Source organism: Methylobacter sp. sgz302048 (assembly GCF_052162025.1).
Lineage (GTDB): Bacteria > Pseudomonadota > Gammaproteobacteria > Methylococcales > Methylomonadaceae > Methylobacter.
The window spans coordinates 965,140-976,563 of sequence record NZ_CP197401.1; the positions used below are offsets into that span (position 1 = coordinate 965,140).

General features: G+C 44.9%; 14 protein-coding genes and 1 other annotated feature. Of the genes, 10 read left to right on the forward strand and 4 right to left on the reverse strand.

The window, feature by feature from the left end; genetic code table 11:
* The first annotated feature begins 5 nt into the window (after nt 1-5).
* On the forward strand, nt 6-509 hold the full coding sequence (locus ACTNE6_RS04740; protein ID WP_442498780.1) for a CinA family protein: 504 nt from the start codon (nt 6-8) through the stop codon (nt 507-509).
* Nucleotides 510-547: 38 nt separating this feature from the next.
* Here the strand turns inward: ACTNE6_RS04740 and ACTNE6_RS04745 are convergent, their stop codons facing one another.
* The 3 genes from ACTNE6_RS04745 to ACTNE6_RS04755 form a co-directional block, all read right to left on the reverse strand.
* On the reverse strand, nt 548-2,056 hold the full coding sequence (locus ACTNE6_RS04745; protein ID WP_442498781.1) for a hypothetical protein: 1,509 nt from the start codon (nt 2,054-2,056) through the stop codon (nt 548-550).
* A gap of 280 nt (nt 2,057-2,336) precedes the next feature.
* Complete coding sequence (locus ACTNE6_RS04750) at nt 2,337-2,792, reverse strand: pilin (protein ID WP_442498782.1); 456 nt, start codon at nt 2,790-2,792, stop codon at nt 2,337-2,339.
* 313 nt (nt 2,793-3,105) lie between these two features.
* A complete protein-coding gene (locus tag ACTNE6_RS04755; RefSeq protein WP_442498783.1) occupies nt 3,106-3,627 on the reverse strand; it encodes a DUF1264 domain-containing protein in 522 nt (173 codons plus the stop codon).
* 773 nt (nt 3,628-4,400) lie between these two features.
* On the opposite strand from ACTNE6_RS04755, the gene ACTNE6_RS04760 reads away from it, so the two are divergent.
* A complete protein-coding gene (locus ACTNE6_RS04760) occupies nt 4,401-4,787 on the forward strand; it encodes a hypothetical protein (protein ID WP_442498784.1) in 387 nt (128 codons plus the stop codon).
* A gap of 30 nt (nt 4,788-4,817) precedes the next feature.
* Here ACTNE6_RS04760 and ACTNE6_RS04765 read toward each other — a convergent pair whose 3' ends face one another.
* Complete coding sequence (locus tag ACTNE6_RS04765; RefSeq protein WP_194969038.1) at nt 4,818-5,396, reverse strand: hypothetical protein; 579 nt, start codon at nt 5,394-5,396, stop codon at nt 4,818-4,820.
* A 325-nt stretch (nt 5,397-5,721) separates the two neighbouring features.
* Here ACTNE6_RS04765 and ACTNE6_RS04770 point away from each other — a divergent pair, with 325 nt between their 5' ends.
* From ACTNE6_RS04770 to ACTNE6_RS04805, 8 genes are all read left to right on the forward strand, one after another.
* A complete protein-coding gene (locus ACTNE6_RS04770; protein ID WP_442498785.1) occupies nt 5,722-6,747 on the forward strand; it encodes a tyrosine-type recombinase/integrase in 1,026 nt (341 codons plus the stop codon).
* A gap of 60 nt (nt 6,748-6,807) precedes the next feature.
* Entirely contained in the window at nt 6,808-7,341 is a 534-nt protein-coding gene (locus ACTNE6_RS04775) for a hypothetical protein (RefSeq protein ID WP_442498786.1), read from the forward strand.
* Nucleotides 7,298-8,520 (forward strand): IS3 family transposase gene (locus ACTNE6_RS04780; protein ID WP_442498787.1). Its coding sequence is split into 2 segments (ribosomal slippage): nt 7,298-7,589 and nt 7,589-8,520, totalling 1,224 coding nucleotides; the frame shifts between segments, so codons are not numbered across the junction. The genes ACTNE6_RS04775 and ACTNE6_RS04780 overlap by 44 nt, the downstream gene beginning before the upstream one ends.
* Nucleotides 7,582-7,698: a sequence feature (AL1L pseudoknot), on the forward strand. It overlaps the preceding gene by 117 nt.
* Nucleotides 8,517-8,858 carry a hypothetical protein gene (locus ACTNE6_RS04785; RefSeq protein ID WP_442498788.1) on the forward strand — a complete coding sequence of 114 codons (342 nt, stop codon included), beginning with the start codon at nt 8,517-8,519 and terminating at the stop codon, nt 8,856-8,858. Before ACTNE6_RS04780 ends, ACTNE6_RS04785 begins: the two co-directional genes overlap by 4 nt.
* 224 nt (nt 8,859-9,082) lie before the next feature.
* Nucleotides 9,083-10,054: a DUF5309 domain-containing protein gene (locus tag ACTNE6_RS04790; RefSeq protein WP_442498789.1), complete on the forward strand. Its 972-nt coding sequence runs from the start codon at nt 9,083-9,085 to the stop codon at nt 10,052-10,054.
* 87 nt (nt 10,055-10,141) lie between these two features.
* The gene (locus ACTNE6_RS04795) at nt 10,142-10,444 is read left to right on the forward strand and encodes a hypothetical protein (protein WP_442498790.1); all 303 of its coding nucleotides are present in this window, start codon (nt 10,142-10,144) and stop codon (nt 10,442-10,444) included.
* Between the two features lie 6 nt (nt 10,445-10,450).
* A complete protein-coding gene (locus tag ACTNE6_RS04800; protein WP_442498791.1) occupies nt 10,451-10,780 on the forward strand; it encodes a hypothetical protein in 330 nt (109 codons plus the stop codon).
* Nucleotides 10,781-10,798: 18 nt separating this feature from the next.
* Nucleotides 10,799-11,422, forward strand: a complete 624-nt coding sequence (locus tag ACTNE6_RS04805) for a phage adaptor protein (RefSeq protein ID WP_442498792.1) — start codon at nt 10,799-10,801, stop codon at nt 11,420-11,422.
* Nucleotides 11,423-11,424 lie beyond the last annotated feature (2 nt).

Consider the following 11,424-nt stretch of genomic DNA (forward strand, 5'->3'; position numbering starts at 1 on the left):
CCATCATGGATCACGAATTATTTGAACTGGCCGAACAGCTGGGCCGCTCGCTGAAAGCCGGCGGAAGAAAAATCGTCACGGCCGAATCCTGCACCGGCGGCTGGATTGCCCAGACCATCACCGAAGTGCCGGGCAGTTCGGCCTGGTTTGACCGGGGCTATGTGACCTACAGCAATGTATCAAAAGTGCAGATGCTGGGCGTCAGGCAGGAAACGCTGGAAAAATACGGGGCCGTCAGCGCTGAAACGGCAATGGAAATGGCGCAGGGTGCTCTGTCAAACAGCGATGCGGACTGCGCCTGCGCCGTAACCGGCATCGCAGGACCCGATGGTGGCTCACCGGAGAAGCCTGTGGGCACGGTTTTTATCGCCTGGCAATACAAAGACGGCGGCTGCGAGGTGATAAAAAAGCAATTTGCCGGAGCTCGGCATCAAATCAGGCGGCAAACGGTGAAAACGGCTATCGAGGGAATAGCCGACTATAAATTGATGTTGGCGGCAGGGGATTAGTATGGGCCAGCGAGAGCCGATCCGACAATTATCGCCAATCAGTCATCGGCAATCTGGCTAACCTGAAAACGCATAAAGTGCGGCGTGGACTCAATAAATTTATCCAGGCAAAAAGTCCCGTTTATCAATCTCTTATCGATGGCAAAGCAAGTTCCTGTCCTGTAGTTATTGGGAGACAGGAGAAATTCGGTTTTGCCGTCAGCGCGCTCGATAATGAATCCTTCTTCTTCATTGATTTCAATCGGGTAAACATCACCGTGCAGTATCTCCAGCAGTATGTGCTTCAGATTCATCACGGGTTCGATGCGCAGGTAGCGGACAATCGCCAGCAGCGGTTTTTTATTCTCCCGTATGAAAACCAGCGGTTCGCCGATGGCGCAATTCTGGCTGACCTTGGCCATATAAAAGCCGGGGCTGTTGGTTTCAAAGGCCTTGCTTTTGATGATAAACGCCGGCCTTTCGTCTTTCAGAAATTTGGTTGTGATAAAACCAAAGGTATTTTTCCCGTTTTCCATCGGCTCGAGTTCCAGCTCGGCGGGTTCCGATTGCTCTTCCAGGGTCCCGCTCAGTTCAAGAATGCGGTATCTGTTGATCAGCATTTTCAGTAATTGAGCCGCCCATGCCGTCCCTATGGCTATGTCGCATTCAGTGGGGCTAGCCGGATCGGCCGATTCCCTGACCGGCTCATAAGCCGTCAGCCGGTTCAATGTCGACAGGAAGGTTTGGTAATGCTGCAGATGGGCCGTATTTGACTCAAAGTAGCGAATGAGGCCGGATGTATTGATATACAGGCCTCCTTCATTTGTTCTATAGGGATCGGTGTACTGCGGGGCTGCAAGCGAATCAGGATGCCAACAGAAAAATGAAGATTCGGACGGGTTCGAATCCAGCGTCAGTAACCGGCAGAGCTTGCCGGTTGCGTGAAAGATATCGGCAATTTCCGAAGGGGAAAAATCATAGGCGTTGCAGATGTAAAACAGCAGTGCCTGTTTCAGGATTGCTTCGATAGTCAGTTGCTGGTTCAGACCGGGAGCGGCATCCTGAATATCTAGATCAAGGATATCGAGCGCTTTGGCGTTCAGGTAAAGCTCGCTGATTTTTGCCCAAAGCGCGGTATCAGGCGCCTCGTAAAACACAGCGTTGCGCCTTGCCAGCAGGCAGGCCAGCTGCATGGACTTATAAATAATCGAAGCCCGCTGTGCTTTGGTTAGCGCACTGTCATTGCTGATGTTGCTGTAAGCGAAACAGAGCGTTCTAATAAGCTGGACGGAAAAATGAACCAGTTTCCTTGTTTTATCGGCAACATGGGCAGCTTTATTGCTGGTCGCTATGTGCACAAGGCTATTGGACGCCATTAAAATGGCCGGTGCCAATTGATCCAGGACTGAATAGAGCACCGGAGCTTCAAGAGCCGAGTTGCTGAGTTTTTTTATGACTGTGTAGAGCTGATTGACCTTGTCGCTAACCGATAAGGGTTCCAATGTAGACAACCAGTCGTTTATAGACTCAGGATCCAGCGCAAAAGGAAAAGCATAGGGATCAGCCATAAGGTTATGAACGGAAATTATGTTAAAGAATGATTAATTATAGTCATTCTTTAACATGATGACATTTTTGTACTTAAGGCTTTAGGAATGCATCTGGGGATTTGTAGAATTTTTATCAAAGATAAATACTTGAAGCGATGTAGTTTTGCTTCAAGAAATTGTCTGAAGAGCATAAACAAAAAGCCACACAGTCCTGAACGAACTGGGTGGCTTAATTGTAATTAAATGTAGATTATGCGTTTAATCGTAAGGTAAAGATATTACCCATCCCGTTTGGTGATTAAGCGCCGCCACCAACAGTGCAACCTTTAGGAGCTACTTCAGCGACCATGTTTGTTGAGCAAGTCCATGCGCCAGTGGTGCTGTTATATGTATAAGTAACAGTTTTTGAAGCTACTTTTGGGTTTAAACCTGCAGCATATGTGGCGGTAATTGCACAGCTAGGATCAGCTGCAGCTAAGGTTACACCGCTGACATATTTTCCTGCTAAAACAGCTTTTTGATCTTGCATTTTCTGGGTTGTACATGCAGTCGCAACGCCTTCGTTCGAAACTAATTCAACCACTGGGGTTTTAAGGCCATCAATCAATGTCGGGCCTTCTGCTGCTTGAGCTTTGGCAATATAATCGTTATAAGCCGGAATCGCAATCGCCGCCAAAATACCGATGATCGCAACGACGATCATTAATTCGATTAAGGTAAAACCTTGTTGTACTTTTCTTATTTGAGTTTTCATGGTGCTTTTCCTTTTTTGCTATGGAAAGTAAGAGTTACGTCAGTAATAATGCAAAGGCCGTGCCAAAATATGCGAAGCGTGATTTTGCAGGGTTTCAGGGGCAGGCGAAGGTCGGAAAGCTATTTGGCAATACCGTTAAAAATGGCAGGCTTTGTCAGTCTGTGACAAAAATGGTCAGTTTGCGGTGATATGTTTAGTTAATAAAGCATGGGGCATCCGTGTTCTTTGTAGTTTTTATAGAATATTGAGGATTATGAGGCGACTGAAGCCGCCTCATACACTGTGAAAAGGCTTGCAGAAGTTTCCTGTCTGCTTATTTCGGTATTTCAAGCTTATCCACAGGCTTGTGGCTAACGGCGGTCGGAAAAGACACCTCGCCATTCGGAAACTTGGCGCCTTCAGGCCATAAATGGAAGATGATACCGTCAGTCTTGGCGGCCGCATCGGCGATTTCCTTGGCTTTCTCGGGCGACACATCATGTACTTGCACGCGGCCGGAGGCGATTTCCACCTTGTGGTCGTGGAAATGCTTGTTCCATTGCTCCAGCGTCACGCCGGAACGCGCGAGTTTCTGGTCAACGAAATATTCGATCTCGACGAGCTCGGCATTGGGATCGTCCGACAGGAAAATCATGCATTGCAGGATTTCGGGTTTGATCGATTTGCAATAATGGTGATAGGGGCCGTGCACAGTGCCGTCTTCGTGACGGTGCGGCGCGGTGACATGGATATTGTAACCCTCGGCCGGCGTTTTCGGCCGCTCTTCGGCATTCAGAAGGTTGGGGATGAAGATGGTTGCCGTGCATGTTATCGTGAGAAAAAACCACTTTTTCATGAGTATCTCCTCTTTGGCTGGTTGCTTAGTAAAACCTAATAGGAACAAGAGGTAAAAAACTTTCCCTTGAGATTAAACGCTTGAGCCGTTAACAAAAATAAGATTGGCGATGGGGATTTTTGTTCAAGTTAATGTCGGGTGCCAAACGGCTGCAACCGTAACTTATGATTAAGCGCTAGCACTTTACCCAGGGGGCCCACAGGGCATAAAGGCAAAGCTAATCCAATAATATGTCCGTTTAGTCTGGGACTTTTTATGTCTTTAATTGTCCATAGTTAATGGCAATAGGTATGACATAGTTGCCTTAAAGATATGACTTTCTGACTGGGGTGGAATCGGTGATGGAAAAATTATATGGTTTTTTACTGGTTATAGGTGGCGTGGCTCTTCTCTACGCTGTTTTGGTTTTTATGCCCATGCTTTTTACTTATCTCTCCTCCGGAGATTTTAGGCCTTGATGTAATTCATTATCCCCGCTAAATATTTTTGCCTATGCGATTAGATTCATAATCGGCATGCATTTGATCGCCCTAATAAATCCTCCAGCCTTACGGAATTGGGGTATTGGCACTTCGAGTATTTTTAGGCGTATCCGAAAATAAAGGCGAAATCATGCCGGCTAATGCCGCTGTTTTACGCAAAGCCGCAACCCAGCCCGCGAATTGTTCAGCTTGGGATTTTTTTATGGCGTTAATTGTCACATTCAGGTGCTGTTCATTAAGTGTAATATAATCATTCTGAGGTATGACTTTATGGCTGGAGTGTGATAGACAATGAAAAATTACCGCATAGCATTATTGAATCTTATGATGGGGGCCTGCTTTTTTTTGTATGGTTATGAAACCATTGCCGAGGCTGGCACGAAACAGGATCAGGCCGAGCGCAGTAAATCAGCCGGTCAAAAAACAGACGCGCCGGCAGTGGATGCAGGCAATGCCACCGAATTTCAAAAGCCGCTCGATCTTTCCATTCCGTTCAAGATGACCGAGGGTGCCGCACAGAAGGGCGGGCAGAATGCCGCTGCGCAGGGCCTGTTTGCAGCCGGAAAAAAGCAGCGGGCACTGGAACTGAACGGTGGCGCGGTTATGACGCACGACCCGGAAGGCGAGAAACAGCAAACCGTCGATGGGGCTGGCATTGTTTTCAATCTGAAACCTTAAGCAGCGGCCGGCTGTCAGCGACGACACGGCCTAGCTTTCTATATTCAATTCGATATACGGACAGCACCGGTATTTCGGGTCATAGGACATCAGCAGGAAGGCCCGGTCTATAACCGAGAAATAGCGGAACGTATGATCCGACAGGATCGGGAACGTGTAATCAAAATTGAGGATAGGCTCGTCGGTGTGGATGAGCACCATATAGGTGTCGTAAGGTCCGCCTTTAATATTTTTGGCGATGTCCTTGGCTTTGAGGCGCCGCGTGATCGAATTGATCAGTTTGTCTTCGTCCCATTCGGCCCATTGTGTGAGGACGCCGTTTTTATAAGCCATGATGGCCTCGGGATCGACCAGTTCCGTCACCTCGACGCCCAGCCGCCTGCCATCGAACAGCAAGGCTTCGCAATCGGGCGGATCATTGCCTCGGCCCCGCGTGCTGGGCTGGTCAAAAAAAGCGACATTCGTTACCTCCAGCGATGCTTTCAGCGAATGCACGATTCTTAATTCTTCCAGCTCCCGATCTTCAGGGTATGCAAAGAAATCGCTGTATCGGCGCCATCTTCTGAGACCTTTCGGCATCAGGTAAGTTATTTCTTTTTCCTTCTCCATAATCAATTTCGACGGGTCAAGGTTTTTGCTAAGTTTCTGATTCTAACGTCAAAATATTACAGCAATGAAATTAATCTTGAAGAACCCCTTTACGATCCTATAATCCGCAGAAACCAAGGGCTTACTTCAATTAAATCAATAAGTTAAAATCGTTGAATCTTCACTTATCCTATCAACACCACATAGTATGCGGCGTGGGTATTTTGAGGCTGTTTTATAAAATCACCCCCACTTTAACTTAAAAAGAATTTAGTCTAACTCGTTGTCTGCCATGTGATTATTACTGGATAGTCTCCATAAATATAATAAAAAGGAGAAACTATCAATGATCACTAAAAGACCTAATTCTCAATACTTTTATTCAGAATTTGTTCTCAACGGCAAACGATTCGTAAAAAGCACCAAAACCAAAAATAGAACATTAGCTGCGAAAATTGACCGTCAGTATTACGATGAAGCTGTTGAGCAATCCAAGTTAGGTGGGAAAAGTATTTCCCTCAAAGACGCATTGGAACTGTTTAAACAATCAAAACGAGACAACGAAAAATATCAAAGAGAGATTGGTTTTGTTGTTGATTGGATTAACCAAAATATGAATTCAAGTTTGCCAATGTCAAAAATCGATAATGCTTTCTTGCACTCGTTTGTTGAGAAAAGGTTCGCGAGAGGTCTTAAGCCAGCTACTGTAAAGAAGAATCTGTTGATATTGACGGGTACTATAAAGTTAATGAGAAAACTTGGATATGACATATGTCAAGTTGAAAGCCCTACCATTAAAGTCAAAAACGTTAAAACTCGTGTTCTTACTAAAGAAGAAGAGGAAAGACTACTGAAGGAGCTACGACCTGATGAAAACTTCAGGGGAGGGCCATCCCACAGAAAAAACAGAGAGACACTATATGTGTTTACAGTAGTTCTGATTGATACTGCATGTCGCTGGTGCGAAATAGCTAACTTAAAGTGGGAGCAAATTAATTTTGAAAAACGCACCATAACAGTATGGAGATCAAAGACATCTACAGCTGGTGTTCTTCCAATGTCTAAACGAGTTTATGAATTGTTAGTTAACAGAGGCAAAACCAGTGAGTGGGTTTTTCCCAACAAAACAGGAGAAGCTCCACGTGGCTATTCATCAACAGCGTGGAAGAAAGCTTGTGAGCGAGCAGGTATAGATGGGGTAACTTTTCATACTACCAGGCATTCACAATTAACCAGGTTAACACAAGCTGGACTTTCACTAGCACAGATTAAAGCCATATCAGGTCATGCCGACTTACAAAGTTTACAACGCTACCAACATTTAACGACTCATGATGTGATGGATAAAGTGAGAGACATTTTGGATAGTTAATGTTGGTGAGAGCATCTGTTATTTTTTACATAAATACCTCCTATATGGAGGTATTTTTTTATGGTAAAAATTTCACATACGTACAATACGAAAAATCAAGAGAAATGGGCTAATCATTATTGGAAGTTGATAAACAGAGCATTATATAGAGAACTACCAAAGAACGAATACGTTGAAAAACATCACATGTTTCCGAAATGTTTGTTTGGTAATAATCCTTTCGTAGTTGCACTTACACCAGAAGAACATTATTTAGCACATCAGTTGCTCGTTAAAATGTATCCAGAACACAAGAAGCTCGTTCATGCTTGTAACGTGTTAGGAAGTGCTGGAGGAGGAGTTAAGATATATGGTTGGCTTCGTAGACTACGAAGCAAAGCGATGTCTGAATTACACAAAGGTAGGACGTCCCCAAATAAGGGTATTTCTATGTCACAGGAACAAAAATCAAAGATTAGTAATACCAAAAAAGGCATATGTACTCTTTCAAAAGAACAGATTGAACCGCCCCGATTTTCTCGGAGGCTCCAACTTATGAGAAAATGGAGCTATGACCAAGAAAACCAACACCAACTTTTCACCGGAAGTCCGTGAGCGCGCAGTTCAAATGCTGCATGAACATCAAAGCGAATATGCCTCACAATGGGCCGCCATTCAATCAATTGCCGCTAAAATCGGCTGTACCGCTGAAACCCTGCGTCGCTGGGTACGTGAAACCGAAAAAACGAGTGGTGCACAAGAACAGCTGACAACGTCAGAGCGAGAGCGGTTGAAAGCCTTGGAACGCGAAGTACGTGAGCTCCGGCAAGCCAATGAAATTCTGCGTAAGGCGTCCGCTTATTTTGCCCAGGCGGAGCTCGACCGCCCGTTCAAACGATGAAAGCCTTTATTGACGATCACCGTGATGTCTATGGGGTCGAGCCGATCTGCAAAGTATTGCCGATTGCCCCGTCGACGTATTATCGGCATGCGGTGTGTCAGGCCAATCCTAATCTGCGATCAGCCCGTGCTAAACAGGATGAGAGTTTAGGCCATCAGATCCGCCGGATTTGGGAGGACAATTTCCAAGCGTACGGTGCGCGTAAGGTCTGGCGACAATTGCAGCGTGAAGGGAAAAACGTGGCTCGTTGTACAGTGGAACGTTTGATGCGCCAGCTAGGGTTACAAGGCGTGGTGCGCGGCAAAACAGTCAAGACAACGATCAGCCGCCCTGATGAGGCTTATCCATTGGACCGCGTCAATCGGCAATTTAAGGCAGAGCGTCCGGATGCGTTGTGGGTAGCCGATTTTACCTATGTTTCCACTTGGCAAGGTTTTGTCTATGTCGCCTTCGTGATCGACGTCTTTTCCAGGTTTATTGTCGGCTGGAAGGTTTCCGCTTCCGCTCGCACTGATTTCGTCTTGGATGCACTCGAACAAGCGGTCTATGCCAGGAGACCGGCAGGTGGTTTAATTCACCATAGCGACAGAGGCGTGCAGTACGTGTCGATCCGCTATACCGAGCGTTTGGCCGAAGCCGGTATCGAAGCCTCAGTAGGGAGCGTAGGCGATTCCTATGACAATGCGCTAGCCGAAACCATTAATGGCTTGTATAAAGCCGAGGTGATTTATCGACAGGCCTGGAAAAACCGGGAAGCCGTGGAGCTGGCGACACTGGCCTGGGTTGATTGGTTTAACCATCGACGCTTGCTGGAACCAATCGGTAACATTCCACCGGCAGAGGCTGAAGAAAAGTATTATCAACGACTGACTGAGTCTGCTCAGGCGGCATGACTCACAACCATCGGCCTCCGAAAAATCCGGGGCGGTTCAGAACATTGGTCGATGATATTGGAAAGTACGCCAACTCACTTAACTTGTCACAAGAAGACATGCGGGCGGTTTTACTGAACCCAACCTATGTGCACGTTATAAATAAAGCACGTATGTACGATGAATTAATGGCAAAACAAAACGTTGCCGCTAAAAAGGTTCAAAACGTCCCACCAAGAGTTCTACAACCAGAAAATGAAACAACCACTGAACGTGATAATTTCAACAAACGCAAATCAGCCGCGATAAGAAGTGGTGATGATAGAGCAATTGCAGCATTAATGGCTGAACTCTTATAAATATAAATATAGTTTACGTTTCTTGTTTGAACCCAACACGGACAATCAAGCAAGAAACACCAACTGATAAAAGTAGCGCGATTATTAGTTGAAGCCGAATTGAAGGGAAGCAAAGACTCACGGATGGATAACCAGCAACGGACCCTAGCACCGAGTAGTGATTGTTATATTAAAGCGCAGAAACCTAAATTTAATATACCAACCATTTTTAAAAGGATTTTAATATGGCTTTACAAGCAGCAGATCATACCTATAACACTATTGGTACAAGAGAAGATTTATCTGATCTTATCGCCAACATCTCTCCAACTGATTGCCCTTTCACCAAAATGTTGAGAAAGGACAAAGCAGACGCTACTTATACTGAATGGCAAATGGATTCATTAGCGGCTCCATCAGCTAATGCTCAATTAGAAGGTGATGTTGCGCCTTCAGCAGTATTTAGCGCCACTACTCGTGTTGGTGGTTACACTCAAATCTTTGCTAAAACAGCTTCTGTATCAGGTACTGTTAAAGCAACCAATAAAGCCGGTCGTGGCAAAGACGAGTTGGCTTATCAGTTAACCAAAAAAACCAAAGAATTAAAACGCGATATCGAATGGGCATTGATTAACAATGACGTTCAAAACGCTGGCAACGCTACTACTGCACGTCAAACTCGTGGTTTAGCTGGCTGGATTGATTCCAACTACGATATTGGTGCTGGCGCTACTATGCCTGCTTACAGCACTAATACAGCCCGTACTGCGGCTGGCAACCGTGCTTTAACTGAATCGTTATTGAAAAACGTGATCCAGCAAGTTTACGCTGCTGGTGGTGATCCAGATGTGATTATGACCAATCCAAAACAACGTCAGGTTATTTCTGGTTTCAGTTCATCTAATACACGTTTTCAAGACGTTGCTGATAAAACATTGGTGTCAACAATTTCAATCTACGAATCCGACTTCGGTACATTGAAAATCGTTGCCAACCGTTTCCAAGACTTAACTTCTGGTTCAACAACTTATACTGCCAACCAAGGCACTGTATATGTGATGGAAACTGGTCGTTTAGCCTCTGCGTACTTACGTAATTTCCAAACAAAAGATTTGGCTGTTACCGGTGACTATGAGGCTAAAGAAATCTTGGCCGAATTAGCGTTGAAAGTTGATGCTAACAGCGCTCACGGCAGTATTAGGGATTTAACCCAGTAAGGGGAAGAGAATCGTTAGAAGCCACAACATGTTGTGGCTTCTAGTGGAATCTTTAAAAAAGGATCAATTAGTTAAGGACAATCAATCATGAAAGAAGCAATCAAAATTACTGCAACAGGTATCACGGTAACAACAGGTGCCGCGTCAGCAGCCACAGCAATTCCAAACACAGCATCAGGTAAAACTGCTCGTATTGTTCGTGTTATTTGCCCAGTGCCTAGTGCCTACGCATACATCAAACCAGGGACATCAACAACAACAGCAACCGCAGATTGTATTGCTGTGACTGCTAATGAGCAACTCATACTGGATGTTAATGGTTGTACACATATTGCCCACATTCAAGGTTCAGCCGCAGCCAAAATAAATATCGTACCGATCGAATGGTGATTTTTTATGGCTAGGCTGTTAGATAGAACGGTAAATCAAGAGGGTGTTATCGAGGAAGCGCATTATGATTATTCAACAGGCACGTTGCATTTAAGAAATGCTGTTGATTTGTCTGGGTTAATGGAACATAACCTCCAACTGCGCAACTCTGAAAATAACGGATTTACCAGAGATAGAGGGCTTCGCCATATCGCTGAATTGGATATGGTGACAGTAGAAAAATTATTAACCGAGCATGGTATTGATGTGTTTAACCCAGAACATATGCCACGGTTAAAAATGTGGTTACGCGATAGAGATAATCGCGGTTTTGTAACTTGCTCAGGCAAGTTTTAAATAAGATGAGGCCAAGGAATGGCATTAACCAATTACCAAGAATTACAAGATACTGTTGCCGATTGGATACACAGAACAGATTTAGGGACACAAATACCAGTGTTCATCTATCTGGCTGAAAGAAAGATCAGTAATAACATTAGAGCCAGGGAATTAGAAATAGCAGGAACCGCAACTACAGCTGTCGGTGTTGCTACTGTGGATTTACCAGCCGATTACGCTTCATTAAAGAACATTCAAGTATTAGGCTCACCCAATAGCGTTTTAACGCTATTGCCGGATGAGACTATTTTGGCTTACAACGCCAATGGTTCAACAGGTATGCCCCAATTTTATAGTATCGCTGGTAATTCAATATTATTTTCACCAATACCTGATGGTGAGTACACAGTTAGTTACACCTATTATCAGGATGTCGTTTCATTAAGCTCTACAAACCCAACGAACTGGATATTGACTGAATATCCTTACGTTTATTTGTACGGCGCATTAATAGAAGCCTGTGTTTACACAGTAGACCCAGATATGGTTGCGTTTTATCAGGAAAAATTTGACGCAGCCATCAATGATATGTGGGAAAACTCCGCACTGGAAAGCTTTAGTGGAAGTCCATTGAGAGCCTTTAGTGATTACATAGTATAAGG

Bases quoted from the DNA above. Each gene is read 5' to 3' on its own strand.
- ACTNE6_RS04750 (WP_442498782.1), bottom strand. From the start codon at position 2,792: ATGAAAACTCAAATAAGAAAAGTACAACAAGGTTTTACCTTAATCGAA.
- ACTNE6_RS04790 (WP_442498789.1), top strand. From the start codon at position 9,083: ATGGCTTTACAAGCAGCAGATCATACCTATAACACTATTGGTACAAGA.
- ACTNE6_RS04745 (WP_442498781.1), bottom strand. From the start codon at position 2,056: ATGGCTGATCCCTATGCTTTTCCTTTTGCGCTGGATCCTGAGTCTATA.
- ACTNE6_RS04785 (WP_442498788.1), top strand. From the start codon at position 8,517: ATGACTCACAACCATCGGCCTCCGAAAAATCCGGGGCGGTTCAGAACA.
- ACTNE6_RS04765 (WP_194969038.1), bottom strand. From the start codon at position 5,396: ATGGAGAAGGAAAAAGAAATAACTTACCTGATGCCGAAAGGTCTCAGA.
- ACTNE6_RS04795 (WP_442498790.1), top strand. From the start codon at position 10,142: ATGAAAGAAGCAATCAAAATTACTGCAACAGGTATCACGGTAACAACA.
- ACTNE6_RS04805 (WP_442498792.1), top strand. From the start codon at position 10,799: ATGGCATTAACCAATTACCAAGAATTACAAGATACTGTTGCCGATTGG.
- ACTNE6_RS04770 (WP_442498785.1), top strand. From the start codon at position 5,722: ATGATCACTAAAAGACCTAATTCTCAATACTTTTATTCAGAATTTGTT.
- ACTNE6_RS04775 (WP_442498786.1), top strand. From the start codon at position 6,808: ATGGTAAAAATTTCACATACGTACAATACGAAAAATCAAGAGAAATGG.
- ACTNE6_RS04760 (WP_442498784.1), top strand. From the start codon at position 4,401: ATGAAAAATTACCGCATAGCATTATTGAATCTTATGATGGGGGCCTGC.
- ACTNE6_RS04755 (WP_442498783.1), bottom strand. From the start codon at position 3,627: ATGAAAAAGTGGTTTTTTCTCACGATAACATGCACGGCAACCATCTTC.
- ACTNE6_RS04800 (WP_442498791.1), top strand. From the start codon at position 10,451: ATGGCTAGGCTGTTAGATAGAACGGTAAATCAAGAGGGTGTTATCGAG.
- ACTNE6_RS04740 (WP_442498780.1), top strand. From the start codon at position 6: ATGGATCACGAATTATTTGAACTGGCCGAACAGCTGGGCCGCTCGCTG.